Annotated in this window: 25 protein-coding genes; 13 read left to right on the top strand and 12 right to left on the bottom strand. The window is 68.6% G+C overall.

The features are described 5' to 3' along the window. The first annotated feature begins 379 nt into the window (after positions 1-379). Positions 380-904 carry a CGNR zinc finger domain-containing protein gene (locus AB8A24_RS06890; RefSeq protein WP_369475140.1) on the top strand — a complete coding sequence of 175 codons (525 nt, stop codon included), beginning with the start codon at positions 380-382 and terminating at the stop codon, positions 902-904. A 25-nt stretch (positions 905-929) separates the two neighbouring features. On the opposite strand, the gene AB8A24_RS06885 is transcribed toward AB8A24_RS06890, so the two are convergent. Continuing rightward, entirely contained in the window at positions 930-1,847 is a 918-nt protein-coding gene (locus tag AB8A24_RS06885) for an AEC family transporter (RefSeq protein WP_328959724.1), read from the bottom strand. Next, complete coding sequence (locus tag AB8A24_RS06880; protein ID WP_328959723.1) at positions 1,844-2,953, bottom strand: pyridoxal phosphate-dependent aminotransferase; 1,110 nt, start codon at positions 2,951-2,953, stop codon at positions 1,844-1,846. Before AB8A24_RS06880 ends, AB8A24_RS06885 begins: the two co-directional genes overlap by 4 nt. Positions 2,954-3,163: 210 nt before the next feature. Here AB8A24_RS06880 and AB8A24_RS06875 point away from each other — a divergent pair, with 210 nt between their 5' ends. Next, positions 3,164-3,526, top strand: coding sequence for a hypothetical protein (locus AB8A24_RS06875; protein WP_328959722.1), 363 nt, complete (start codon positions 3,164-3,166; stop codon positions 3,524-3,526). Continuing rightward, entirely contained in the window at positions 3,523-3,756 is a 234-nt protein-coding gene (locus tag AB8A24_RS06870) for a hypothetical protein (protein ID WP_328959721.1), read from the top strand. The genes AB8A24_RS06875 and AB8A24_RS06870 overlap by 4 nt, the downstream gene beginning before the upstream one ends. Here the strand turns inward: AB8A24_RS06870 and AB8A24_RS06865 are convergent. Both AB8A24_RS06865 and AB8A24_RS06860 read right to left on the bottom strand, forming a co-directional pair. Further along, positions 3,720-4,382, bottom strand: a complete 663-nt coding sequence (locus AB8A24_RS06865) for a response regulator transcription factor (protein WP_328959720.1) — start codon at positions 4,380-4,382, stop codon at positions 3,720-3,722. The two genes, AB8A24_RS06870 and AB8A24_RS06865, sit on opposite strands and share 37 nt — an antisense overlap. Further along, a complete protein-coding gene (locus tag AB8A24_RS06860) occupies positions 4,379-5,506 on the bottom strand; it encodes a histidine kinase (protein WP_328959719.1) in 1,128 nt (375 codons plus the stop codon). Before AB8A24_RS06860 ends, AB8A24_RS06865 begins: the two co-directional genes overlap by 4 nt. Before the next feature lie 197 nt (positions 5,507-5,703). On the opposite strand from AB8A24_RS06860, the gene AB8A24_RS06855 reads away from it, so the two are divergent. Beyond that, positions 5,704-6,069, top strand: coding sequence for a DUF6223 family protein (locus tag AB8A24_RS06855; protein WP_328959718.1), 366 nt, complete (start codon positions 5,704-5,706; stop codon positions 6,067-6,069). 26 nt (positions 6,070-6,095) lie between these two features. Here the strand turns inward: AB8A24_RS06855 and AB8A24_RS06850 are convergent, their stop codons facing one another. Then, positions 6,096-7,367, bottom strand: coding sequence for an APC family permease (locus AB8A24_RS06850; protein WP_328959717.1), 1,272 nt, complete (start codon positions 7,365-7,367; stop codon positions 6,096-6,098). A 194-nt stretch (positions 7,368-7,561) separates the two neighbouring features. On the opposite strand from AB8A24_RS06850, the gene AB8A24_RS06845 reads away from it, so the two are divergent. Together AB8A24_RS06845 and AB8A24_RS06840 are read left to right on the top strand one after the other, a co-directional pair. Continuing rightward, positions 7,562-7,864: a hypothetical protein gene (locus tag AB8A24_RS06845; RefSeq protein ID WP_328959716.1), complete on the top strand. Its 303-nt coding sequence runs from the start codon at positions 7,562-7,564 to the stop codon at positions 7,862-7,864. A gap of 196 nt (positions 7,865-8,060) precedes the next feature. Beyond that, positions 8,061-8,276, top strand: coding sequence for a hypothetical protein (locus AB8A24_RS06840; protein WP_328959715.1), 216 nt, complete (start codon positions 8,061-8,063; stop codon positions 8,274-8,276). Positions 8,277-8,522: 246 nt separating this feature from the next. Here AB8A24_RS06840 and AB8A24_RS06835 read toward each other — a convergent pair whose 3' ends face one another. Together AB8A24_RS06835 and AB8A24_RS06830 are read right to left on the bottom strand one after the other, a co-directional pair. Continuing rightward, entirely contained in the window at positions 8,523-8,669 is a 147-nt protein-coding gene (locus AB8A24_RS06835) for a hypothetical protein (protein ID WP_328959714.1), read from the bottom strand. A 289-nt stretch (positions 8,670-8,958) separates the two neighbouring features. After that, positions 8,959-9,624 (bottom strand): recombinase family protein, encoded by a 666-nt coding sequence (locus tag AB8A24_RS06830; protein WP_369475139.1) that lies wholly within the window; start codon positions 9,622-9,624, stop codon positions 8,959-8,961. A 274-nt stretch (positions 9,625-9,898) separates the two neighbouring features. Between AB8A24_RS06830 and AB8A24_RS06825 the strand changes: the two genes are divergently transcribed. The 3 genes from AB8A24_RS06825 (at position 9,899) to AB8A24_RS06815 (ending at position 11,915) form a co-directional block, all read left to right on the top strand. Beyond that, positions 9,899-10,486, top strand: a complete 588-nt coding sequence (locus tag AB8A24_RS06825; RefSeq protein ID WP_328959712.1) for a hypothetical protein — start codon at positions 9,899-9,901, stop codon at positions 10,484-10,486. Between the two features lie 174 nt (positions 10,487-10,660). Beyond that, a complete protein-coding gene (locus AB8A24_RS06820) occupies positions 10,661-10,798 on the top strand; it encodes a hypothetical protein (protein ID WP_328959711.1) in 138 nt (45 codons plus the stop codon). 712 nt (positions 10,799-11,510) lie between these two features. After that, positions 11,511-11,915, top strand: a complete 405-nt coding sequence (locus AB8A24_RS06815; RefSeq protein ID WP_328959710.1) for a DUF6233 domain-containing protein — start codon at positions 11,511-11,513, stop codon at positions 11,913-11,915. 739 nt (positions 11,916-12,654) lie between these two features. On the opposite strand, the gene AB8A24_RS06810 is transcribed toward AB8A24_RS06815, so the two are convergent. Beyond that, a complete protein-coding gene (locus AB8A24_RS06810) occupies positions 12,655-13,116 on the bottom strand; it encodes a hypothetical protein (RefSeq protein ID WP_328959709.1) in 462 nt (153 codons plus the stop codon). Between the two features lie 157 nt (positions 13,117-13,273). Between AB8A24_RS06810 and AB8A24_RS06805 the strand changes: the two genes are divergently transcribed. After that, positions 13,274-14,566 carry an IS256 family transposase gene (locus AB8A24_RS06805; RefSeq protein WP_328959708.1) on the top strand — a complete coding sequence of 431 codons (1,293 nt, stop codon included), beginning with the start codon at positions 13,274-13,276 and terminating at the stop codon, positions 14,564-14,566. A gap of 291 nt (positions 14,567-14,857) precedes the next feature. Here the strand turns inward: AB8A24_RS06805 and AB8A24_RS06800 are convergent, their stop codons facing one another. From AB8A24_RS06800 to AB8A24_RS06790, 3 genes are all read right to left on the bottom strand, one after another. Next, positions 14,858-15,325, bottom strand: coding sequence for an ATP-binding protein (locus AB8A24_RS06800; protein ID WP_328959707.1), 468 nt, complete (start codon positions 15,323-15,325; stop codon positions 14,858-14,860). A 247-nt stretch (positions 15,326-15,572) separates the two neighbouring features. Next, complete coding sequence (locus AB8A24_RS06795; protein ID WP_328959706.1) at positions 15,573-16,577, bottom strand: TAXI family TRAP transporter solute-binding subunit; 1,005 nt, start codon at positions 16,575-16,577, stop codon at positions 15,573-15,575. After that, entirely contained in the window at positions 16,574-18,691 is a 2,118-nt protein-coding gene (locus AB8A24_RS06790; protein ID WP_328959705.1) for a TRAP transporter fused permease subunit, read from the bottom strand. Before AB8A24_RS06790 ends, AB8A24_RS06795 begins: the two co-directional genes overlap by 4 nt. Before the next feature lie 213 nt (positions 18,692-18,904). Here AB8A24_RS06790 and AB8A24_RS06785 point away from each other — a divergent pair, with 213 nt between their 5' ends. After that, a complete protein-coding gene (locus AB8A24_RS06785; protein WP_369475138.1) occupies positions 18,905-19,615 on the top strand; it encodes a response regulator transcription factor in 711 nt (236 codons plus the stop codon). A 7-nt stretch (positions 19,616-19,622) separates the two neighbouring features. Next, positions 19,623-21,092, top strand: a complete 1,470-nt coding sequence (locus AB8A24_RS06780) for an ATP-binding protein (RefSeq protein ID WP_369475137.1) — start codon at positions 19,623-19,625, stop codon at positions 21,090-21,092. 8 nt (positions 21,093-21,100) lie between these two features. On the opposite strand, the gene AB8A24_RS06775 is transcribed toward AB8A24_RS06780, so the two are convergent. Further along, positions 21,101-22,057, bottom strand: a complete 957-nt coding sequence (locus tag AB8A24_RS06775; protein ID WP_328959702.1) for a TAXI family TRAP transporter solute-binding subunit — start codon at positions 22,055-22,057, stop codon at positions 21,101-21,103. Between the two features lie 979 nt (positions 22,058-23,036). Here AB8A24_RS06775 and AB8A24_RS06770 point away from each other — a divergent pair. Further along, positions 23,037-24,173, top strand: coding sequence for a PucR family transcriptional regulator (locus tag AB8A24_RS06770; RefSeq protein WP_369475136.1), 1,137 nt, complete (start codon positions 23,037-23,039; stop codon positions 24,171-24,173). Positions 24,174-24,748: the final 575 nt, after the last annotated feature.

Raw genomic sequence — 24,748 nt, 5'->3', positions numbered from 1 at the left:
ACCGTAAGAGGGTGGCCCGCGCCACCCGTGGTGCCGCCCCGGTGCCGACCGGGTGACCAACCGGAGCGCCGACTTCCCGTCTGGAATCGAACAGACTCGCGATTCAAGGGTGACCGACACCAGCTCCCTTCCCTGACAACCTCCTGCAGCTGCAGGAGCGCCTCCACCGCGCCTACGCCGAGTACCGCGCTTACCTAGGCCGGGCTGCCCTGGAGCGTGGAGCCCATGGCCGGCTGGGCGCGTGGTGAGCGGTTCTCCCACCGCGGCGATGTCGCCGGCAGTCCCGGCTGGAGTGACGAGGAGAAGGAGAGGGTCGACCGGATATGGGGAGCGCTCTAGGTTCTGTCCGGCGGATCCTGGCATGTGTTGCAATGGTTGAGTGAAGTTTGAACATGACAACATGGTCGGGGTCCACCTGGCCGTGTCGCTGGTGAATCTCGAGTCGAGTGGTTCCTGGGGGCCTGAGGCACTGGAACGGGCACTGCAGGAGCATGCGATCCGGCGTTCGCGTGTCACTGGCTCGGCCGGTGAGAAGATCAGGGTGTGGTCGCGGCGTTTGAGGCCCGTTTTCGAGGCTGCCTCGCAGGACGAACGGTGCGAGATGATCAACGCTCTGCTCGCGGACGGCGCTGGAAGCGTGTACCTGACCACGCACGACGACTTGCGGCCACATCTGCACTTCGCACCGGACGGCCAGGACGTCCAAAGCCGTGTGAAAGCCGTGACCGCGGGAGCTCTGGCCATCTTCACCATGGAGGCCGAGGGGGAACGGCTGGGCGTCTGCTCGCTGGACTCCTGTCGGACCGCCTTCGTCGACACCAGCCGCAGCGGTCGCCGCGCCTACTGCTGCGCGCGCTGTGCCAACACCGATGCGGTCCGCCGCCACCGCATGAAGCGGCGCTAGCCAGCCTTCCGCCCGGTTGAAAGCGCTATGCCGAGACCAGCGCCAGGACGAGCGGGACGGCGGCGATCCCAAGAAGTGTCTGTGTCGCGGTGATCCCGGCCATCAGCGGTGCGTCGCCGCCGAGTTGCCTCGCCATGATGTACGAGGACGATGCCGTGGGCAGGGCCTGGAAGAGCACGGCGATGATCAGCGCCTGGGATCCCAGGCCGACCATCTGAGCCGCCAGGAAGGTCGCGGCGGGCATGAGGGCGAACTTGACGGACGACGACGTGAGGATCGGCGCCGCCCATGACCGTGCCGCACCGAAGCGCAGCGCGGCGCCGATGCACAGCAGCCCCAGCGGCATCGAGGCGGCTCCGAGTGCCTGGAGCGCGGGCTCGATGCCCGGCGGCAGGGGCAGATCGAGAGCCTGAAGGAGGATGCCTCCCGCGCAGGCGAGGATGAGCGGGTTGGTCACGAGCTGTTTGACGATGCCCGCAAGACGCAGGCGTGCGCTCCCGAACCGCGCGAAGACCAGCACGCACAAGATGTTGACCGTGGGCACGATCGCCGCGTTGCAGACCGCGGCGGTGGCGATGCCCTGGGTGCCGTACAGGCCGGCGGCGATGGTCACGCCGATGTAGTTGTTGAACCTGACGCTGCCCTGGAAGACGGAGGTGAAGCCGTCGTCTTTCAGTCGCATCATGGGCCTGAAGGCGATGATCAGCACGGCGACTGTCACCGTGGAGGCGACCAGAGTGCCTGCCAGGGCCGCTACCGGCAGATCGTCGGTGTCGGCCGTCGCCAGACTGTGCAGGAACAGAGCCGGCAGCAGCACGTGATAGCTGAGGCGCTCGGCTGCGGACCAGAAGCCCTCGGCCGTGATCATCGATCGCTTGAGCGCGTAGCCCAGCGCGATCAGCAGGACGACCGGGATCAGGGCCTTGACGGTCAGTGCGATCACGCCGGAATCCCGTCCAGCGTGGCGACGATGATGCGGCAGCCCTCTTCCAGGGAGGCGATGTCGGTGGCGAAGGAGAGCCGCAGGTGGCCCGGCGCGCCGAAGGCGCTGCCCGGGACGGTCGCACATCCCGCTTCGAGGAGGGAGTTCGCTGCCGTGAGGTCGTCGCCCTTCGCAAGGCGCGGAAGGAGGTAGAACGCGCCGTCGGGTTCCAGCGTGTCCAGGTGCCGACTCTGCTGCAGAATCGCCAGAGCCGCGTCGCGCCGTTGGCGGTACGTTGCACACCGCTGCGCCAGCAGTTCCTGCGGTCCCTCAAGGGCGGCGACAGCGGCGATCTGGCTGACGGTCGCCGTCTGCGTGCAGTTCTGTGTCTGTACGGCGGTGATACGACGGACAAGTTCGGCCGGGCCGACCCCCCAGCCGACCCTCCAGCCGGTCATCGCGTACGCCTTGGAGACGCCGTCGACGAGCAGGATCCGCTCGTGCAGATCAGGCGCGACCTGCGCGATGCTGATGTACTCGCCCTCGCCGTAGCGGATGTGGGCGTAGATCTCGTCCGAAAGAATCATCGCCGAGGGATGCCGTCGCAGGACCTCGGCGAGACCGGTCAGGCTGTCATGACTGTAGGTGGCGCCCGAGGGGTTTCCGGGAGCGTTTAGCAGGACCCACCGTGTGCGTTCGGTCATGGCCGCTTCCAGGGTGTCGGGAGTGATTCTGAACCCTGATTCGGCCGAGCAGGGAACGATCACGGGCACGGCGCCGCACAGGCGAACCATGTCCGGGTAACTTGCCCAGTAGGGCGCCGGGATGATCACCTCGTCGCCCGGGCCCAGGGTGGCGAAGAGGGCGTTGAAGATGACCTGTTTGGCACCGCATCCCACGGCCACCTCGGCATCCGTGTAACTCAGGGCGCGGTCTCGTTCCAGCGCGTGCCGTGCGGCCTGGCGCAGTTCCGGTATCCCGTTGGCGGGGGCGTAGCCCAACGGGCGGGCGGCGGCCTCCTGGGCGGCAAGAACCGCGTGCGCAGGCGGGGCGAAGTCGGGCTCGCCGAGCGTGAGGTCGATGATGCGACGGCCTGCCGCGCGATACTCGGCCGCGCGGCGGGCCATCTCCAGGATGGGTGAGCCGGAAGGTGTCACCGGGCAGCCAGTCACCGGCCAGCCCTCCCCGAGCCGAAGGGAACATCCGTAGAGTCGGTGGCCGCTCTGACTCGCCGGTGGGGATGGGAAGAGTCAGTGCCCTGGGCACTGGGCGTCAAAGAGTGCATGCCGACAGGTTGATGTAACGCTGCGAGGCATGACAACCATTACAGGATTCCCGTGCGGCGCAAGTTGCGCCCACTCGTCGTGGTCCGGCTGGGAGACCCGCCGTCCCCGCTACCGGAGCCCGTCGCCGACCTGATGCGGGCCTACATGCAATCCCGCCAGCACCTGCCCTACGCCAGCAGCAGGAGCTCAAAGTGGCTCTTCCCCGGCCGCCAGCCGGGACAGCCCATGAACCCGGTCAGCCTCCAAGTCCACCTGCGCGAGATCGGCGTCCCTCCGCCACGCGGCAGGACCTCCGCGATCCGTCAGCTCATCCTCCAAGCCCCGGCCCTCGTCATCGCGAAGGCACTCGGCTATCACGACAAGACCGCCACCCGCCTGGTCACCGAAGCCGGCGGGACCTGGATACCGCAATGATCGAAGCCGTCACCGACCTGCCGCCGATCATCGTCGCCGACCTGTTCGGCCTGCACCCCAGTACTGCCGACCGCTGGGCTGGCTACGCCAACGACAGCTGGACCAATTACCTGGCGGCCCGTGACCGCCAGCCTCCCGCGTTTCGTGACAACGGCATTCAGCGAATGCGGTCCAGTGGTGTTGCTGATGGATGTCAGGAGTTGCGTGGGGTTACCAGGCCGGATTCGTAGGCGAGGATCACCAGCTGGGCGCGGTCGCGGGCGTGGAGTTTGGTCATGGCCCGGTTGACGTGGGTTTTCGCGGTCAGTGGGCTGATTACCATGCGGGCCGCGATCTCGTCGTTGGACAGGCCCTGCGCGACCAGTACGACGGCTTCACGTTCGCGGCTGGTCAGTTCTTCCAGCGCGGGCCCCGTGGTGCTGGGGAGCGGCTGGCTGACGTACCGGTTGATCAGCTTGCGAGTGATGGAGGGTGCGAGGAGGGAGTCGCCGCGGGCGGCCACGCGTACGGCGTGCAGGAAGTCCTCCGGCACGATGTCCTTGACGAGGAATCCGGCGGCGCCGGCGCGCAGGGCGTTGAAGACGTATTCGTCCAGGCCGTAGTTGGTGAGGATGACTACGTGGACGCCTGTCAGTGCCGGGTCTGCGGCGATGCGGCGGGTCGTCTCGATGCCGTCGAGGACCGGCATCTGGATGTCGACGAGCGCGATGTCGGGCAGGTGGGCTCTGGCGAGCTCCAGGCCCTCCTGCCCGTTGGACGCCTCGGCCACGACCTCGATGTCGTCCTCCAGGTCGAGGAGCGCCCGGAATCCGCTGCGGATGAGCGGCTGGTCATCCACCAGCAGGACACGGATCACGAGGCACGCTCCACGGGGAGTTCGGCCTGGACGCTGAAGCCGCCCTCGCCCCGCGGTGCTGCCCGGAGCCGGCCGCCGAGGGCGGTGACACGTTCGCGCATCCCGAGCAGTCCGATGCCGGGCACGGGGGCGGTCTCCGGCGTGGCCTTGCCGTCGTCGTCCACCTGCAGGGCTACGGCGTCCGGGTAGTAGTCGATACGGACCGATGCCGTGGTGGCTTCCGCGTGACGGGCGATGTTGGTGAGGGACTCCTGAACGATCCGGTAGACGGTCCGACCCACCGCGGCCGGGACATCGTGCCGATGGCCCTCGATCGTCAGCGTCGCCTCCAGACCCGCCCTGCCTGCCCGCTCCACCAGTTCCGGCAGGTGGTCGAGCCCGTGCGGTGGGGTGGTGTCGTCGTCGCGCAGGGCCTCCAGGGTGGCGCGGAGCTCCCGGGACGCCTCCCGGCCGGCCTCCCGGATCGCCAGCAGGGACACGGGGACTTGTTCGCCGCGCTTCGTGGCCACGTGGACGGCGGCTTCGGACTGCACCTTGATGACCGAGATCTGGTGGGTGAGCGAATCGTGGAGTTCCCGCGCGATGTGCAGCCGCTCCTCGTCGGCGCGGCGCCGCGCGGTCTCCTCCCGGGTGCGCTCGGCTTCGTCGGCCCGCTGCTCGGCCTGCCGGAGGGCTTCACCGGCGGCGGCAGCAGCGATCAGCCAGGCGATCTGGAGGGCGCCCCGGGCCTGCGCGAACGCCTCACCCGTGTCGTGCAGGCCAGAGACGAGGGCGGCGACGGGGAGGGTGGCCAGAACTGCCACGCTCACCACCACCGTGACGATACGGTGTCCCGCCCGCATGGCCGCGTACACCGCGAACAGGAACGCGACGGCAGCCACATCGAAACCCGCCGCCTGGTAGCCCACCGCGCACAGCCCGGTAACCGCGAGAACGAGAACCGGAGACCGGCGGCCCGCGGCCAGCGCCAGGCCGCCCACCGCCAACAGCACGTAGCCGACCAGACCGAGGCCCGTGGCGGAGTGGTCCCCCGACAGACCGGTGACCAGCAGCGCCGCTGCCACACCCACGGCGATCAGCCAGTCCCTGACACCGGCCCGAACCCGGAACCGTCCTATGTTCATGCGCGCACCGTAGCCCGTGCCCGCCACGGGGCGAATCCCGCCTGCGGACGAGCAATCGACTACCACGCGCGCAGTAGCTCCGCGGCACCTGCCGCGTCCGTGGTAGCGCGAAGTACCTGCGCCTGCCGGACGACCTGCCGGGGCCAGGCCGACATGCTCGAACCACATCCAGTCGTGGGAAGAGAAGGAGCACCCTGATGTCCGCTCGTAGCCTGGCGCACGCCTCGATCCAGCCGCTCGCCGCCGAGGTCACCGACTTCAGCCTCGGAAGGCTCGGAGCCACCACCGGCGGGCTGCTCGGGCTGGCCGCCGTGGTCATCGCCGTGCTCGCGGTGACCCGGCCCGCCGGCCGCCTCGGCATTGCCAACGGGTCGCTCGGGGCCACCGCGGCCGTGGGCTCGGGGCTGACCGCCATGGCCCTCGGCGCTCTGGTCGCGGCCACCGCCGACGGTGGACTCGGCACCGGCAACGGACTGGGCGGAGCCTACGTCGCCCTGCTGCTGGGTCTGGCCGGCACTGCCCTGGGCGGGCGGGCTCTGACCCGCTCCCGCCGCACCCGTTGAACCACAGGGGTACGAGTCTGCCGGGGTCACGGCCTGCGGGCGATCACCGCACGGCGTACCGCGTAGGCAGCGGCGCCGGCGGTCAGGACCGCGGCGCCGCTGATCACCGTGGAGGCCGGGAGGGCGAAAGCGAGAACGAGGCAGCCGGCCAGCCCGACGACCGGGATGATCCGCGCCGGTCGGCCCTCGTCCGGGGTGAGCGTCCAGGCGGAGGCGTTGGCGATGGCGTAGTAGGCGAGCACGCCGAAGGAGGAGAAGCCGATCGCCCCGCGGACGTCGGTGGTCGCGGCGAGCACTGCGACGACGGCGCCGACCACGAGTTCGGCGCGGTGCGGCACTTGGAACTTCGGGTGGACGGCGGCCAGGGCGTGGGGCAGGTGCCGGTCGCGGGCCATCGCCAGGGTCGTGCGCGAGACCCCGAGGATCAGGGCGAGGAGCGATCCGAGCGCGGCCACCGCGGCGCCCACTCGTACGACCGGCGCCAGCCAGTCCGCGCCCGCGGCGCGCGCGGCATCCGACAGCGGAGCCGTGGCGTCCGCGAGTCCCTGCGGGCCCAGCACGAGCAGGACGGCGACGGCCACGGCGGCGTAGACGACCAGGGCGATGCCGAGAGCGAGTGGGATGGCCCGCGGGATGGTGCGGGCGGGGTCGCGGACCTCCTCCCCGAGCGTGGCGATGCGGGCGTAGCCGGCGAAGGCGAAGAACAGCAGGCCCGCCGCCTGGAGCATCCCGCCGAAGGTCGCGTCGTCACCGATGCCGAGCCGGGCGGCGTCCGCGTCGCCGGAGGTGACCGCGGCGACCACCACTGCGGCCAGCACGGCCAGGACCACGGCGACGATGACGCGGGTGAGCCAGGCGGACTTCTGCACCCCGGCGTAGTTGACGGCGGTCAGCGCCACCACGGCGGCGACCGCGACGGCGTGTGCCTGACCGGGCCACACGTACGAGCCGACGGTCAGTGCCATGGCCGCGCAGGAGGCGGTCTTGCCGACCACGAACGCCCAGCCGGCGAGGTAGCCCCAGAACTCGCCCAGCCGCTCCCGCCCGTAGACGTACGTGCCTCCGGAGGCCGGGTAGCGGGCGGCCAGGCGCGCCGAGGACATCGCGTTGCAGTACGCCACCACCGCAGCCAGTGCCAGGCCGAGCAGCAGCCCCGACCCGGCCGCACCGGCCGCCGGAGCCAGGGCCGCGAAGATCCCCGCCCCGATCATCGACCCCAGGCCGATCACCACGGCATCGAAGACACCCAGGTGCCGCTTCAACTCGCCCGTGCCCGCAGGTCCCGACACCGCGCCCATCACTCGCTCCCCGACCACACTCCGGCAGATGTACCGGCGCACCGTATACGAACAAGATGACGAGGCGGGGACAGGGCCCGGACGGGCAGAGACGGCAACGTGCTACCCGGCCCCGGGAGGAATAGCGCAGCCCACGAATACCGCCCCTGCACCAGTGGGGCGGCGGTGTCGAGCCGGCGGAGTACGAGACATGGGTGACCACTCATGAAACGCGAAGGGGCCAGCACGGCCGATGGCGGCCACTTCCTCGGCGGAAAGTTCTGGTCAAGGTCGCGCCGGAGGTCCTGGCAGAGCTGGACCGTGTCGGGCTGATCGAGTGCGTCGGCGACTACAAGGGGCACCCGCTCTACGACGGCCAGGCCCTCGCCGACTTCGGTGGCCAGACAGCGCTGGAGAAGGCCAAGCACAACGGCCGGCTGCTTCACCGTGACGGCGTCGGCTCGCACTGGGCCGCCTTCCAGGGACACGAACAAGGCCCCCGCACACCCAGGCATTGAAGTTCGACGAGCGCAATCCGGCAGTCCTATCCGCAGGCGAGAGAAGCCGCGCAAAGGTCAGCACTTCCGCAGTCTTTGCAGCTGGCTTTTCCACAGGTGTTCTCGCTGGCGGAAACGCAAGCGGTGTCGCTGGCAGGTCTCACCCATTCGGATGCGGGCAGATGCCGACGGACCCGGGCCACCCGAGGCTGGGCTCATGCCCGCGAAGTTGGTCGTCTACCCGCCCGACGCGAACGGCTGGCGGCGGGTGAGGTACGACGGAGCCGCCATCGGAGTTGCCCACCGCCCGGCCGACATCCGAGTCTTCCTCGCTGGGGCCGGCCTGCAGGATGCCGAGGACGTTGACCTCACCGACCCCGACTTCGTGGAGTGGAGAGGTGGCGGCCCCGAAGAATGGGAGCCCTCGTCCTGACGCGGACAGCTGACCTAGGTCTGTACTTGCCAATCAACTTTTACGCGTCGGTGGATACGATGTAGCTTGCGTGCACGCAAGCCTTGCTTGCATGCACGCAAGCCCGCAGCGCAGTGGAGGGCCCGACCCGGGTGCAACCAGGCCGAACCCTCCCAGTGATGCGTCTGCTACGAGCCCGGCCGACCTCAATCCGGCCGGGCTCTTTGCTGCCCCGGCACCGGTTCCGGCCGTCTCATTGCGCGCTGGTCACCCCTGGGGGATGAACCACTTCATCACTTCGGCGATCACCGGCACGCACACCGGGGACCAAAAGACCAGAGCATGCTGCCAGGGCGGCCTGCGCCGGTCGGGTTCCTCCCCGTCCTTGTTGTCCGTGCCGTCGGTGTTCGCCATGTTGCGCCTCCCGGTGCTCCTGAGGTGACCCCCGATAGGGGCCCCTGCCGAATGGCAGGGCACTTGGAGGCAGCCTCCGTGAGGTAGCCCGAATTCTATGTGGTTGCTGAGCCGTTGAAACCCGGTCGCGGTCAAGTCGACAGCGAGTGCATCCTGACCTGCAAGAACGCTTCTGGGTACCGCTCCTGATGAACCATCGGGAGATGCGTGAAGCGCCCATCCACCGGCCGATGCGACGAGATGTTCCGCGACTCCGTTCATCCGGGCCGAGATCGACAGCGCGGCGGTGTCAGTGGACCTGTGGGCCGATGACGGGGCGTCCGCCGGCCTTCAGCTCGGGCACGTACTTGTAGAGGGTCGTCCGGGAGACGTCCAGGAGCTTGGCGATCGAGGTGACCGTGGGCTCCGGGTCGGCAAGCATCGCGCGGGCGTGGCGGATCTGCTCGGCGTTCATGGCCGGCGGGCGGCCGATCCGCTCCCCGCGGGCGCGTGCGGCGGCCAGGCCCTCGTGGGTGCCCTGGATGATCAGCTCCCTGATGAACTCCGCGAGGGCGGCGAACACGTGGAAGACGAGCCGGCCGCCGGGGGTGGTGGTGTCCAGGGACTCGTGCAGGGAGTGGAAACCCACCCCGCGCTTGCGCAGGCCCGCCACGATGGCGATCAGGTCCTGGATGGAGCGGCCAAGCCGGTCGAGGGAGGGCACCACGAGGGTGTCGCCGGGCCGGGCGTAGTCGAGAGCCCTCCACAGCTCGGGCCGCTCGGCGTTCTTCCCGGACAGCTTGTCCGCGAAGATCCGCGCGCACCCGGCGCCCTCCAGGGCGAGGATCTGCCGGTCGAGGAGGTGGCCCTTGGTGGAGACGCGGCCGTAGCCGACGAGGACGCCGGTCAGGTTGGCGGGGAAGGCGTCGAGGACGTCGTCGCCGCTGTCGGCCCACTGGGCCAGGCTGCTGCTCATGGCCGTCACCGTACAGAAACCGAGGTGCCGGCGGTCCTGCACGCCGAGACTTCCTGAACACCCTTGTTGGACACTGGAACTGGTCCCGGAATCCGGCTCCCGGGCGTGTCGCGGGGGTGTGCGGAAACGGATCCATTGATGAACAGCCCGAACAGCAAGAAACCCCCACCGCGAGAGCGGTGAGGGCGAGGTGCGGGGTACCAGTTCGGGAACAACGTACCCCGCGTCCGCGCGCTGGCGCTACGGTCGCTCCACTCGATCCCAGGGGACGCACATGCGCAGACGAATCGCCGCCCTCCTCCTCGCCTCGCTTGCCCTCGCCGGCTGCAGAGGTGAGGCTCCACCCAAGCCGGACGCCAATCCGACCGCACGGCCCTCGGCGACTGGGTCCGCAGGTGCGCTGGCGCTCGGGACGAGGGTTGAGACCGTCGGAGCTGGCGGCCTCGGGCGTCTCGAGCTGACCCCCACTTCGATCGCCTACCTGCAGGCCGGGTCGACCTCCGAGAAGCCGCAGGCCGAAGGCTTCGTGTTCGTCACGGTCAAGGTGGTAGCGACGGCTCCGGTGGGCACCGCTCAGACTTCGCCGATCAGTAATGGCGGGTGGAGTTGGGTCGCCCCGGATGGGGAGGCCATCAAGCAGGGCAACGGTTCGGCCTTCAACGTGGTCGCTGAGAGCTTCAATGCGAGCTTCATCTCGCCCGGGACATTCGATTGGGCCGGCGTCGTCTTCGATGTCAAGGTGACGCAGGCGGGCGGCATGCTCCTCTACACCGATGGCGCTGGGCAGGCGTACCGCTGGGCGATGCCGAAGACCGACTCGGGCCCGCAGGTCGCACAGATCAAGCAGGAGCTCGCGCCTTGACGCAGCGAATCGCCCCCACCTCAAAGAATCCCGGATCGGCGATCCACCTACGAAGGATGTTCACGGCCATCAATGTTCGCGGTGCCGCGATGCCTCGAGAAGGCTCGGCAAAATGCCCCACCGCAGGCCAGGGTTACGGCCAAGGGGCCGGACGGCAAATCTGAGGTATTGCCCGTGGATCTGCTCAACGACACGTACGACGGCCCCAGGGCTGGGGTTCCTGCCGAGATCTGGAAGGTTGTGGCGCTCGCCGCGACCACCGCCGGAGACATCGGCATCACCTACGCCACGCCTGACCCACGCCCGATGTAGCCCTCCTCGGACGGGTTGTCAGACCTGCTGCGAAACTTCGGCGATGAGCACCATGCGCCGCCCGCTCGGGCACGGACCGTTCCCCACCGTTGCCGACCAGGAGTCGCCGGTGGCTCCCCGAGGGACCGCCGCGGAGCGCGTCGCGCAGGACGAGCTCCGCCCGTCGGTCCTGGCGTCGGCTACCTCCGCCTCGTCTGGGCGCCGGCCGCTGGGGGAGGGACCCCGCAGCTGACGGACCACGCTGGGCAAGCCTGCGAAGGAGAGGAGGGCAACCCCTTGACCGGCGAGGGTTCCACGGCGGGCAAGGGGGCGCTCCACCTCGCCGCCCGCGGCGAAGGGCTGTCCCGAGCCCTCCTCCTACGCCCTCCACACCGCCAGCGCACAGACGGACACCGGCGGCGACGGCGGCCGCGGCGGAAACGGCGGCACCGCCAACACCGGCGAAGTCAACGCCCAGGCCGACAAGATCACCGTCACCGCAGGCCCTGCCAGCCACGGCGGCGAGGCTGGTACCGGACCCGGCACCAGCCTGGGCACCAGCGCGGACGGCACGCCCGGCCCCGCCGGCATCCCCGGCCAGGCCAACACCGACACCGCACGCATCAACGGGCAGCCCGCCTGACCGGACAGGGATCCCTTCCCCGGCGACACCCCGCTGTCTGCACTAGAAAGCTCACAGGCCCTCGCCCACCGTGCGGAGGCCTCGGAGGATTTGATCAAGCTCAAGCAGCAGCAGATCCGCACCTTCAACCGCCTGGCCCTGCGGCCGGCGACGGGAACGGCCGAGCTCCGGAGCGAGCTGACCAGGCTCTTCTGCCTCATCGGCTCCCACCCCCACTGGCGATGTGAGCCCCTGACCGGCCGGGCGCGCTCCGACCTGCACCACCAGGCCGTCGCCGCACCCGGCGGGGAACCCGAGCTCGAGGTCGAGTGGCGGATCCAGTACGGCATCGGCGCGGTGCGCCGGCCCGTGATGGTGCACACCGGGGGCTGCTCCATGGGCATGGCGCGCTCCCGCCCCGCCTCCCGCGAGCAGGCCGTCCAGGCCCTCACGCAGGGGGTGGAGGCGTGCGCGATCTGCCGGGCCGACTCCGGGCTGGGGGTACTGGAAGCCTGAACCGGCCGAGCGCCCGCGGTCCGGCTACCCGACCACAGGTGGGACAGAGGTGGGCGGGTAGGTTCCCTGGTGCGGGGTGCGGCCTGGCCATCCAGGCCGCGACGGGGCCGCCCCCGCGCACCTCCTCCACTTCCGCGCCCACCTAGTGTACGCCGCCCGCAGCCGTCTTCCGCTGGTGCGACCCTGGGGTCAGGGGCCCAGGCGGAAGGTTCCGACGTGCGACCCATCTGGAGCGGCGCCATCTCGTTTGGCCTGGTCACTTCTCTGAACCAGTTGTCCGCGTACTCCTCTGCGTTGTGTGCACCGCCAAGCACAGAGATACGTGTACCGCAGGAGCTCCCGTTCGGTTGCCTGCTTGAGTCCCGTAACGTCTGCTCTCTCAAGTGTTGAAGAGTGATGGAGGGGCTTCTTGGAGGAGATCGAAGCACGGAGACTGGCCGAAGACTTCGGTCGGACTCTGACTGACCGTTGGGACGAGTGGGCCTTCAGGCTTGGCGTGTGGGCGACCCCGGCGGTCACTGGTGTCTATGGCTTCACCTGGTATCCCACTGCGAAGGACGAACAAGGGCGCCAGATCAGGGTCGGAGGGAACTGGCCCATCCTCGTCGACCAGGACACGGGGGCGTGTCGAGTTGTGCAGGGGCCGAAGGAAATGGCCGCGCTCAGAGGTACGTCAGAGGTTCGCTCTGCGCTGATGCGACGCTACGGCGGTCGGTAGGACGGGCTGACACGGCAGTGTTCATGCTCTTGTCTCGTCGTTGTCGGAGCCGATCGCCGCGCTCAGGGTCCGCAGGGCGTCGTCGTATTGGTGACGGTCGAACTGGAACGGGCCGAATGGCACGTAGTCGCGAGTCTTGCGGTGTGGTTGCTCGAAGGCGTCCCAGGTCACGAGGTTGGCTGTTGCGGTGATACGGGCCATGAGCGGCCAGCATCCCCACTCGCCACATTCGCAACCGAGGACGGGTGTCTTCGGCCCCATGGCGCTGGTGGACCGTCCGAGGAAGTGGTCCTGCATCGGGCCGAACCGGAAGAACGCCGGGATCAGACCACCGTAGGCATCACCTGCAGGTTCCATTTTGGCCGAGATCTCGAATCCGTCGATCAGCTCGGTGAGTGGTGCTCCGTCGATGTGAGGGACCACCACGAGTGGGCCGCCGTCGCCTCGGTGATGGCAGTCGAACCGGATCTCATTGCTGATCATCCCGTCATTGTCTCAACGGTGTGCTGCTCCCTTCTGCCGGGCGGGTTGAGCGGGGGCCTGGCGAGGCATGCCGAGGTTGATCGGCATACCTCCGGAGACGGCGTCGATCGGGACTGTAAATCGTTCGGTGTAACTCCCGATCAAGGAAGATGCATCGATGACCAGTGAGAATGTGACCGAGGCCGAGACCGTCGAGCCGGCGGAGCCGAAACCGTCGAAGGCGGTGGACGACCGGCTGATCGACGAGTTGGTCTCCCGGGCTCAGGCCGAGGGCCTGCAGCTGACCGGTGAGGGCGGGCTGCTGCAGCAGCTTACGAAGCGGCTGCTGGAGTCCGCCCTGGAGGGCGAGATCACCGACCACCTCGGCTATGACAAGCACGATCCGGCCGGGAAGAACGGCGGCAACAGTCGCAACGGCACCCGTGCGAAGACCGTCCTGACCGATGTCGGTCCGGTCGAGATATCCGTGCCCCGGGACCGGGACGGATCCTTCGAGTCGAAAATCGTCCGCAAGCGGCAGAAGTGCCTGTCCGGCGTGGACGAGATGGTCATCTCGTTGTCCGCGAAGGGCCTGACGACCGGCGAGGTCCAAGCCCACCTGGCCGAGGTCTATGGCGCCGAGGTCTCCCGGCAGACGATCTCCACGATCACCGACAAGGTCATGGACGGCATGGCCGAGTGGCAGAACCGGCCCCTGGACCCTGTTTATCCGGTGGTCTTCATCGACGCGATCCACGTGAAGATCCGCGATGGCGCCGTCGCGAACCGGCCGATCTACGTCGCCCTGGCCGTCACTGTCGAGGGCCGGCGGGACATCCTGGGGCTGTGGGCGGGCGACGGCGGTGAGGGTGCCAAGCACTGGATGCACATCCTCACCGAGATCAAGAACCGCGGCGTGAACGACGTCCTCATGCTCGTCTGCGACGGCCTGAAGGGCCTGCCGGACGCCGTCGAGACGGTCTGGCCCCGCACCACCGTTCAGACCTGCGTGGTCCACCTGCTTCGGAACTCCTTCCGCTATGCCGCCCGCCAGGACTGGGACAAGATCGCCAAGCTCCTCAAGCCCGTCTACACCGCGGCGACTGAGGACGCGGCCCTGGAGCGGTTCGCCGAGTTCGCCGACGCCTGGGGCCGGAAGTATCCGGCGATCGTGCGCCTGTGGGAGAACGCCTGGGAGGAGTTCACGCCGTTCCTCCGGTTCGACACCGAGATCCGCCGCATCGTCTGCACCACCAACGCGATCGAGTCCGTGAACGCCAGGATCCGGCGGGCGGTCAAGGCCCGCGGGCACTTCCCGAACGAGACCGCAGCGTTGAGGTGCGTCTACATGGCGATCATGTCGCTTGACCCCACCGGGAAGGGCCAGGCCCGCTGGACCATGCGCTGGAAGACCGCCCTGAACGCCTTCGACATCACCTTCGACGGCCGACTCTCCGCAGCCCGCCAGTAACCCCAACCGCCCTCGTTACACCGTTCGATTGACAGACCCGGAGTACTAGGAGAAGGCGCTGGCTTGCGGACAGGTGAGCAGGCAAGAGCCGGTCCGGTCCCGGCAAGGGCTCCTCGCTTGGCCCTCGGCTACCGCAGTCCCGCCGAATTCGAGACCGCACTCGCAGCCTGACCACCAACGGTGTCCGTCAAAGCGGAACAAGCTCAGGTCGACCCTGGGCGTCCTTTGGGTGCTTGCGTCCGGACGTGGCGGACGTACCTGGGTACCGGCGCGAGAGCGGTGGGGCGTGTATCAGCTTCGGCGTCCTGCTGCGTACGTTCTCGGCGTGGTCCGGCGGCAAAGAGCGGTCGGGTGCGGGGGTGGGGTCGGCTTTCGAGGGACTTCCTGGTCTCCGTGGTGCTGCTCGTCTTCTTCTTCGGTGGCTGCGGGTGCCATCTCGAACCAAACGGCTTTTCCGGTCGGGGTGGGTGTGGTTCCCCAGTCGGTGGCTATTGCAGCGATCAGCATGAGGCCGCGGCCGCTTTCGGCGTTGAGGGTGCATCCTCGGGGAGCTGGCAGGCCGGGGGCGGTGTCGGTGACCTCGACGCGCAGTCGTGAGCCGGTCCACAGGACGGTGACTGTGGAGGGTCCGGGAGTGTGGCGTACGGCGTTGGCGATGATCTCGCTGCACAGCAGTGCCAGTTCTTCGAGTGCTTCTGGGGTGAGTTGCAGATCCCATTCGCGAACCACGGCCAGCACGAGTCGGCGGGCTTTGGGCACTGCCTGTCTCTCCGCGACTATCGGGAAGCTGCGGGAGCGTGACGGTCTCATGGCGCACATCGTGATCACCCTTGGGGTAGGGCGGGCGGCCCGGCACGAGTGGCCGGGGAACGCCAGTGCCCTGGGGCAGTGAATCGCGGGGGAGCGGGGGAGGGTATGGCTTGTCAGGGGGCCGGGTCTGTCGCGGGGGTCCGGCCGCTGGTGATTGAGCCTGCCTAACGGCCGGCGGGCATGGCGCGGGGAGGTGTCAGGGCGTTTTTGCCAGGTTCTTGAGCGCCCTTTCGGCGCCGGGGTTCAGGTGGATGGGGGCCACGTCGTCCGCTTGGGCGGGGTCGATTTCGCTGGCGGCGGCGTTCACCTTCTCGAGTTCGTTCTTCTTCTCGTAGACGAGGCTGACGATTTTTCCGGCGAGTTCGAGGTCGAAGTCCTTTCTGACGAGCAGGACGTTGGGTACCACGATCGTGGAGACCGCAGCGGGCTGGTTGTACGAGGAGGCCGGGATGGAGCCCTTCTGGTAGACCCCGCCGTACTCGTTGCTCAGGGCCGGTAGTTGTGCGGTTATGTCGAGGAAGCGGACCTTGTCTTTGAGGCTGGTGACGAGGTCGGTGATGCCGCCGGTGGGCAGGCCGCCGGACCAGATGATCGCGTCGATGGTGCTGTCCTTCATGGCGTCCACCGATTCCGGCAGGGCCAGTCGTTCCGCCGTGACGTCCTTGGCGGGGTCCAGTCCGGCGGCTGTCAGCAGCCGTCTGGCGATGACCTCCGTCCCGGAGTTGGGAGCCCCGGTGGAAATCCTCTTGCCTTTCATGTCCTGCAAAGACTTGATGTTGGAGTCCGTTCGGACCAGTACCTGTGTGTAGTTCGGATACAGGCGGGTGAGGGCTTCGACATCCTGTGGCTTGTCGAAGCTTCCCTTGCCCTGGACGGCGTCCTGCGCTGTGTCCAGGAGGGAGAAGGCGAGGTCGTAGCTGCCGGCCTGAAGGCCCTGGATGTTCTGCACGGATGCGCCGGTGGTGGCGGCGGTCGCCCGGTAGCCGTCGACGTTGTCGGAGATCAGGTCGGCCAGTCCGCCGCCGATCTGGTAGTAGACGCCTGTGGTGGGTCCGGTGGCGATGGTGAGCCGGCCTCCCTTGCCGCTGTTCGCGGTCCCGTTGTCGTCCTGCTTTCCTCCCGCGCAAGCGGTCGCGGAGAGCGCGAGCGTGAGAGCCAGGGCGGGGGCGGCCAGGCGCGCGGTTCGCGTGAGGTGCTTCATGAGGGGAGGTGTCCTTCCGTGACGGCTTCGGCCTGAAGGCCGTGTCCTTGGTGGGGCGCGGGGGAGTGCTGCCTGCGGCGGACCATGCGCACGCCGACGGCGAGGGCGAGCGCGATCAGGCCAGCAGCGATCGCAGCGGGTTCGAGGTAGAGGAGGCACAGGGCCGCGATGACGCACAGCACGCGTTCGGCGGGGCCTGCCGGGCCGAGCAGGCGGCCTCCGGTGGCGGCGGCCAGCGCGGCGACTGCGAGTGCGGAGACCGCGGTCGTCCACAGGACGCCAGTCAGGCTTCCGGTGCCCAGCAGTTGCGAGCCGTTGTCGGTGAGGACGAAGGCGAACGGGACCAGGAAAGCGGGCAGTGAGTACTTCCAGGTCGCCACCATCGTGCGCATGGGGTTGCCGCCGGTGATGGCGGCCGCGGCGGCGGCCGCGAGCGCTGTGGGTGGGCTGACCTCGGACAGTACGGCGTAGTAGAAGATGAACATGTACGCCTCGGGGGTGCTCACCCCGAGCGAGAGCAGCGCGGGCGCGATGATGACCGCGGAGATGATGAACGAGGCGGTGACCGGGACGGCGAGTCCCAGGACCGATACGGCGAGGGCCGCGAAGATGACGGTCACGACCAGTTCCACCGTCGGGTTGTCTCCAAACAGACCGGCGGCGTCGACGATGACGGAGGCCAGGTTCAGGCCGAGTCCGGTCTGGGTGACGACCGCGACGATGATGCCCGCCGCGGCGCAGGTGGCGACCACCGGCAGGACTGACCTGCTGCCCTCGGCGAGTGCCCTGTACAGCCGGCGCGGGGTCATCCTGTGCCGGGAGTCGAGGAACGACAGCAGGAACTGCAGGGCGGTCGCGTAGACGACGGCCCTGAACGGGGGAAGTCCCATCGCCATGAAACCGATGATCATGAAGAGGGACAGGAAGTGGTAGCCGAACCTGCCCAGCAGCCTCCATGCGGAGGTGGCTTCGTCGTCGACCACGGGCCGTGCCTGGTATTTGCGGGCGTCGATCTCCACGGCGAGCAGGATGCCCAGGTAGTACAGCAGCGTGGGCACCAGCGCGTAAAGCAGGACGGTGAGGTAGCTCGTCTTGAGGTACTCGGCGATGATGAACGCCGCGGCGCCCAGCGTGGGCGGGGAGAGGATCGCGCCGATCCCCGCGGCGGCCAGGACGCCGCCGCCCGCCTCCTTGCTGTATCCGGCCTTGCGCAGCACGGGCCAGGCCACCGATCCCAGACTGACCGCGGTGGCGGTACCGGAACCCGAGACGGTGCCGAGGAGGAAGCCCGCGGCCGTCACGGTGCGGCCGGGCGCGCTTCGGGAGCCGCGGAAGGCCGCGAACGACAGGTCGATGAAGAACTTGCCGGCTCCGGAGATGTCGAGCACGGCGCCGAAGATGGTGAACAGCACGATGTAGGTGGCGGCCACGTTCAGCGGTACGCCGTACACACCGTCGGTGCTCATGAAGAAGTGGGCGGAGATCGCGTCGATGTCGAAGCCGCCGTGCGCCAGCGACCACTGGTAGGGAAGAAGCCCGCCGTAGTACGCGTACAGCAGGAACGCCGTACAGAACGCCGGGAGTACCCATCCGGTGGTCCGCCGACATGCTTCCAGCACCAGGAGGATCATGGCGATGCCCATGGCCACGTCAAGAGAGGTGGGCAGCTGCCGCCGCTCGATGAAAGCGTCGAACTCCAACAGCGGGTACAGGCAGACCGCCAGGGCGCAGGCGGCCAGCATCCAGTCGAACCAGCCCGGGTCGTCGTGCCGTGCCGCTCCGCCCGTCCCCTTCACTGTCTCCCTGGCTGCCCCCGCCGCATCGCGCCGGCGCCACGGGAGAGCCAAGGCGGGCACCCGCACCGTCCCGCGATAGGTCAGGAAGATTAGCGGCAACGTCGCGGCGAGGAAGAGCGTGAGGTAGTACTGGCCGCCCTTGGCGACCGGGAAGAAGATCGCGTACAGCACGAAGACCGACAGCACGGCACACACCGCGGACACAGCCGCGGACACTACGGGGGACAGCTTTCGGGCCGGTCGCTCCTGGTCGAACTCGGCCACCAGCTCGTCCGCTGTCCGCTGCCCTGGTACCGACGGCGCTTCCACCATGCCCATGACGGCCTCCTCGGAATGAACGCTGCGATGTCCAGACCGTGGCAGCCGTAACAAGCAGGCGACAGAGAAAGCCCGCCCTCTTAACGTAGGTTTAGGATTCAGTGACCTGGATCACTCCTACGCTGGCCCCAAGGCACCAGCCTGTGCCGCGCCACCCACAGGCACGTCGGGGCGGGGGCACAGGACCAGCCAGGGAAGCACCGGGAGGACGCGTTGCGCATACTCGTCGTCGAAGATGACAATCGAGTCGCCGAAGCCCTCGCTGTTGCCCTGCGCCGCAATGGCTACGACGTCCAGCGCGCCGCCAGCGCCGCCCAGGCCCTTGCCGCACCGCCCGTCGACCTCGTTCTCCTCGACCTGGGCCTCCCGGACCGGGACGGAATCGAGGTCTGCCGCGAACTGCGGGCCCGCGGCGGAGTCCCCGTCATCGCCGTCACCGCCCGCGGAAGCGAACCCGACCGCGTCCGCGGACTACGCAGCGGCGCGGACGACTACGTAGTGAAACCCTTCGGCACCGCCGAACTCCTCGCCCGCATCGAAGCGGTCCTGCGGCGCAGCATGAACCACCAACCCCGCCAAGAACCCCTCCTCACCCTCGACGACGGCCTCGCGATAGACCTCGCACAACGCACGGTCACCCTCGACGGACAGCCCGTACCCCTGACCCGCAAGGAATACGACATCCTGGCCGTCCTCGCCCGCGCCGACGGCGCCGCCGTATCCCGGGACCGGATCCTGGTCGAGGTCTGGCAAACGGCCTACGACGGAATGTCACGCACCCTCGACGTCCACGTGGCCACCCTGCGCGGCAAACTCGGGCGCACCGGAAACCTCGTGCGGACCGTCCGCGGCTTCGGCTACCGCCTCACCACAAACCCCTCCACCCCGGACTCCACCCCGCCGCCCGCGGCGGCCGGCTGCTGAGCCCCCCATGCACCGCCGGCTCCTCGTCATCGTCTGCGCCCTCGTCGCCGGCCTCATCGTCGCCCTGAGCGTGCCTCTGGTACGAGCCACCGCCGACCGCACCATCCAGACATCCTTCACCGGACGCGTCCAGGACAGCGCTTGGTTCGCCGACATGGCCGCCACCGCCCTGGAAACAGGACGCACAGCCCGCCTCCAAGCCGCCGCCGACCGCTACACCGGCCTGTACGACTCCCAAGTCGCCGTCGTCGACGCCGACCGCAAGACAACCGTTGTTGCCCCGCGCCCCATCGACCTCGAAGAACCCGCCGTACGCTCCGCGCTCCTCCAGGCCCTTGCCGACCGGCCCCCAGAGCGGCCCAGCGTCGTATGGCCATGGGACGACCGCCCGTTCATCCACGCCGACGCCATCAAACGAGACGGCCACATCCTCGGCGCGGTGCTGATCATCTCCCCCACCGACCGGGCCCGGTCCGAAGTCGCCGACTACCTGACCCTCGTCATCCTCGGCAGCCTCACCGCACTCGCCATCGTCCTCATCGCCGTCGCCGCCCCCGTCGTGCGCTGGGTACTGCGCCCCGTCCACGAACTCGACCGCGCCACCCACGAAGTCGCCCTCGGGCGCCTGAAGACCCACGTCTCCGACCGGGCCGGCGCCCCGGAACTACGCCGCCTCGCCAACAGCTTCAACGCCATGGCCGACAGCATGCACGCCTCCCAGGAACAGCAGCGCGCCTTCGTCGCACAGGCCTCCCACCAGCTACGCAACCCACTGACCGCGCTCCGGCTGCGGGTGGAGAACCTGGAAGACTTCGTGAACGACCCCCAAGGCCTGCACGAACTCCACAGCGCGGTGGAAGAGGCCGACCGGTTCGGCCAGATGCTCGACGGACTGCTGCGCATGGCCAGAGCGGAGGCATCCGAGGCGGAGCGGACACCCGTCGACGTATCGGCCGTGGTCGCCCACCGTACCGACGCCTGGCGGGCCGCCTTCGACGCCGAAGGCGTCCCCCTCACCACCCGGATTCCCGACGGCATCAGCGCACTGTCCCTGCCTGAGTGCCTCGACCAGACCCTGGACACCCTCCTCGACAACGCCCTCAAGTTCGGCGACGGCTCACCCGTGGACATTCGCGTGACACACGCACCGGCCACCCCCACCGTGGACACCGCCGGCCCACCGCACGGACGTACAGCGGACAAGGAACACGGCATGGTGGAGGTGACCGTCCAGGACCAGGGCTCTGGGCTGACGACGGAAGAACTCGCCCAGGCGGGCGGTAGATTCTGGCGCAGCACACGCCACCAGAACATCCCCGGCACAGGCCTTGGCCTCGCCCTCACTCGGATCCTCGTCGAAGCCGGAGGCGGCGAACTCCACCTCGCCGCGGCACAACCCCACGGACTCATCGCGACCGTACGACTACCCGCCGCACCCCAGCCGCCCGCGATCCACCAGCCCGCAGTAATCTCCTGACCCTCACCTCAGGGATGGGCCTCGCGATACCATCGGGCAGCACCCGGGTGCAGCTCCAGCGGATGAGTGGCGATCGCCGACCGCCGGTCCAGCCGCCGGGCCTCCGGATGCGCCCGAATCAGCTGCGCCTGCCCGTCGAACAGCAACCGGGTCAGCCAATACGCCTCTGACTCCGCCATGTCTCGCCGCACGACCAGGAAATTCGGCACGCTCACCGTCGTCACCGCGCTCTGCGCACCATAGACCACAGCAGGTACCGTGGTCTCGGTATACAACTCGCCATAGGCTCGCGTCAGCTCCCCGACCACGTCGCCAAGATCCACCAACCGGATCTCCGTCCCGCGGCGCAGCTCGCTGATCGCCCCGGTCGGCAAACCGCCACTCCAGAAGAACGCATCGATCCGCCCAGCCGCCAGAGCGGCCGCAGACTCGCGCACATTCAGCCGCAGCGACGTCACATCCGTCTGGGGCGAAAGGCCGGCCACCTTCAGGATGCGTTCAGCGATCAGCGCCGTACCCGACCCGTCGGACCCCACAGACACCCGCAGCCCCCGCAGCGCCTTCGCACTGCGCACCGGGCTGTCGGCACGGACCACCAGCTGCACATAGTTGTCATACAACGCGGCGAGCGCCACCACCGGCAGCGGCCGGGAGAAAGGCGGGCGTCCGGCGACGGCGTCAGCGGCGGCATCGGCGAGAGCGAAACCGGCCTGCGCCTGACCAGCCTCCACCTTGCGCAGGTTCTCCACGCTCCCGCCGGTGTGCAGCACCCGCGCCGACGCGTCCGGCAACCGGCGCCCGACAACATCGGCATAGCCGGCCCCGTACTCCGCGTACACACCGCCCGGATTTCCGGTGGCCACGGCGATCGCGCCGGACGGACGATCCGGCACATCACCGTCCGAGCACGCGGTGGGCAGCAGCATCAGGACGAGAGCGGCGACGAGCAGACGCGCCACCGGCATGGGACCACCTCCCTCGACAGCATTCTTGCGCCTTGGGGCACCGACAGGACTCGCGTCGTCAGACTATCGCCGCTCAAGAGGGGGGCGCCGCCCTCGCCAGTAGCGCAGAGGGCTCAAGCGGGCCCTGGCACACGTTCGGGGAGCCGTTGGAAAGGCGGGCCCTGCCCACGTCAAAGGGGCCTCTCGTACGCAGAAAACTGTGGGCTCGACCGCCAGCCGGATTCGCGCGTTGTTTCAGCCCGGCGGGCATCCCCACCCGGCAGCTCAGCAGCCTTGGCACGGGCGCGGACAATGCCCGCAAACCCTCGGCGCGCTTCCGCACCGCGGACCCGCCTGCAGCCGCCAGGTCGAGGCGATGCCGTCCGCCGTCGACGACCCGGCCGCCTGCGACCTCGTCCAAGCCCGCACTGCTCGGGCGCTGAGCAGTTGGGTCGAGCGTCCGGCACAACGGCGCCAGAACCAGCGAGCGGATCTTCTCGCTCCACTGATCCGCCGGGCGAGCATCCGACACCCAGAAGCGGCTCCGCCGGCTGCCCCTGGTTCTCCCAGGTCCGTGGGCATGGCCGAGCTGGGAGAGAAGAAAGGATCGTGGAGACATACGGCACCTTCAGAGATTTATCGGAAGGTGACAACTTTCCGCGCGTCTCTCCGAACATCGAACAATCCGGAAGATCCTCCTCCAACAGCGGTCACGATCGTCAGCTGGCCGCCAGCCACCCGCCGCATCCCGACATCGGGAACGAAGTAGATCTGCGGGAAGAACCTGGAGAACTGGCCCGCAATAGGCGGGCAAGGGGCTGCGCCAACCCGGCTGCGGCTGACGGGGATCGTAACGCGGCCTCAGTTGGCCGGCCCGTCTCTTTCCCACCCGAGCGGCCCCACCCCCGGCAGGAACGAGGAGACGATGTGTGAACTCTTGAACCGCACCTTGTCCAGCACCCCAAGCGAGTGGATCCGCGTCCTGCGCACGGAGCTCCCCGTGCTGGCCGACGAGATAGTGGAGGAGCTTCTGCGAGGGACACCAGGCTCTTCTGTGCTTGTGAACGGCAACGAGACCCACGACGAATTGCTTAGGCGGTCGCTGGAGGAAGCCTTGTTCGCCGCCCTTGGCTACCGGCAGCCGGAGAATCAGGGCATGAATGGCGGGGATCACTGCCTCGAACACGAGAGCAACGTCCCACAGGAAGGCAGACACGAGGCAGGCCCGCCGGCCACCCAGAAACCCGCCCGCCACACCGGCGCCGGACCGGCGCACCACGATGGACACGGGGCCACAGACCGGGCCTCCGCAGGGGACTGGCGAGAGCCTGCCGCACGGCCCGACCAGCCACGGCAGCATCTTTTCAAGGCTCTCACCGACGCCAGAGCCACCCCGCAGCGGTCCCTCGCTGAGCTGGCCGAGGATGCAGCCTGGCCCCTCCCGCCCGCCATGCGGGGCGTCATGCTGGCAACCCCCGGAGAGCCGCAACAGCTTGCGGCTGTCCTGCACGACTCCCTCCCTGGCGTGTTCGCGGGCCGGCCCTGCTTGCTCGTTCCAAGCGCGGGCTCGGACACCAGGGCGTGGCTGGAGTCCCCGCTGCGCGGCCGCCTCGCAGCTGTAGGACACGAGGTTCCCCTGGCGGATACCGCGTCCTCCCTGCGCTGGGCTCTTCGCCTGCTCAGCCTCACCACGGCCCACCAAGGTCAGGACATACGCCCCGTCTTCGTCGACGATCATCTCTCCACTCTGATGCTCCTCCAGGACGAAACACTGCCCGAGGCGTTGGCTGCCCAATGGTTGAAGCCGCTCGCGGACCTGACCCCACGCCAGAGCGAGCGGCTCGAGGTCACTCTGCTTGCCTGGCTCGAACGCGGAGGCGCCCCGGAGGTCGCGAAGGCCTTGAGCGTGCATCCGCAGACCGTGCGGTACCGCATGCGCCAATTGGAGAAACTCTTCGGATCGCAGCTCCGTGATCCTCGTGCCCGGTTCGAGCTGGAGGTGACGTTGCGCAGCCGCCGGCTTTTGGCGCAGGCTCGGATTGTGGACTCGCGGCAGGTCCGTCATTCGAGCCGCTTCATGACGGCGAACTTCACACCGGTGACCGCGAGGAAGATGGCCCGTATCAACGGCCTGTGACTTCGGTAATCCAGCGCGGCTCCGCCCTCTCAGCGGAGGCGCTCAGCTCGACTAGCTCGATAGAGCGTGTGCATCCGCACGGCGAAAGGGCTGGCACCCGGCACGACGCTGGAGGCGCGGGCGGGCAGTCCGAGGCGGCAGCTGACGTACTTGCGCTCGCGTCGAGGAGCCGAACTGGGCAAAGCGTGGAAAGGACCGGACCAGGGACGCGAGAAACGCGCGAGTGCCGGATCGTGCGGGCAGTCCAGCTGGGCGTGTGTGCTTGCCCGCGGCGGTTGGGGCTCGGCGCTCCGTGACCAGCCCCCACTCCGCACCGCAAGATCTCGATGAACGACCTACTCCACCGAGTGCTCCCGACGTCCCGCAGGCTCCTGCAGGAGCGGGCGGTGCGTCTTGAGCGCGATTCGTTTGGCCAGCCGACCAGTCTGGACTTTTCATCCAGATTGGACCTACAGTCCAGGCATGGGTGAAGTGGAAGACACTCAGGACCCTCGAATTCGGCTGTGGGCGCCGGTGGCCCAGGCCGTTGCGCTGCTGCTCGGCCCGTACGCGGAGGTCGTCCTGCATGATCCGGA

It is taken from the genome of Streptomyces sp. BF23-19 (assembly GCF_041106355.1).
Classification (GTDB): domain Bacteria; phylum Actinomycetota; class Actinomycetes; order Streptomycetales; family Streptomycetaceae; genus Streptomyces; species Streptomyces virginiae_A.
Note: the sequence above shows the minus strand (reverse complement) of the source record. Positions and strands in the feature narration are given on the sequence as shown.

Coding starts and splice junctions, on each gene's coding strand:
- AB8A24_RS06790 (WP_328959705.1), bottom strand. CDS start 18,691: ATGGGCATGGTGGAAGCGCCGTCGGTACCAGGGCAGCGGACAGCGGAC.
- AB8A24_RS06795 (WP_328959706.1), bottom strand. CDS start 16,577: ATGAAGCACCTCACGCGAACCGCGCGCCTGGCCGCCCCCGCCCTGGCT.
- AB8A24_RS06830 (WP_369475139.1), bottom strand. CDS start 9,624: ATGAGCAGCAGCCTGGCCCAGTGGGCCGACAGCGGCGACGACGTCCTC.
- AB8A24_RS06775 (WP_328959702.1), bottom strand. CDS start 22,057: ATGCCGGTGGCGCGTCTGCTCGTCGCCGCTCTCGTCCTGATGCTGCTG.
- AB8A24_RS06855 (WP_328959718.1), top strand. CDS start 5,704: ATGTCCGCTCGTAGCCTGGCGCACGCCTCGATCCAGCCGCTCGCCGCC.
- AB8A24_RS06840 (WP_328959715.1), top strand. CDS start 8,061: ATGCCCGCGAAGTTGGTCGTCTACCCGCCCGACGCGAACGGCTGGCGG.
- AB8A24_RS06870 (WP_328959721.1), top strand. CDS start 3,523: ATGATCGAAGCCGTCACCGACCTGCCGCCGATCATCGTCGCCGACCTG.
- AB8A24_RS06860 (WP_328959719.1), bottom strand. CDS start 5,506: ATGAACATAGGACGGTTCCGGGTTCGGGCCGGTGTCAGGGACTGGCTG.
- AB8A24_RS06835 (WP_328959714.1), bottom strand. CDS start 8,669: ATGGCGAACACCGACGGCACGGACAACAAGGACGGGGAGGAACCCGAC.
- AB8A24_RS06805 (WP_328959708.1), top strand. CDS start 13,274: ATGACCAGTGAGAATGTGACCGAGGCCGAGACCGTCGAGCCGGCGGAG.
- AB8A24_RS06825 (WP_328959712.1), top strand. CDS start 9,899: ATGCGCAGACGAATCGCCGCCCTCCTCCTCGCCTCGCTTGCCCTCGCC.
- AB8A24_RS06780 (WP_369475137.1), top strand. CDS start 19,623: ATGCACCGCCGGCTCCTCGTCATCGTCTGCGCCCTCGTCGCCGGCCTC.
- AB8A24_RS06850 (WP_328959717.1), bottom strand. CDS start 7,367: ATGGGCGCGGTGTCGGGACCTGCGGGCACGGGCGAGTTGAAGCGGCAC.
- AB8A24_RS06880 (WP_328959723.1), bottom strand. CDS start 2,953: ATGGCCCGCCGCGCGGCCGAGTATCGCGCGGCAGGCCGTCGCATCATC.
- AB8A24_RS06810 (WP_328959709.1), bottom strand. CDS start 13,116: ATGATCAGCAATGAGATCCGGTTCGACTGCCATCACCGAGGCGACGGC.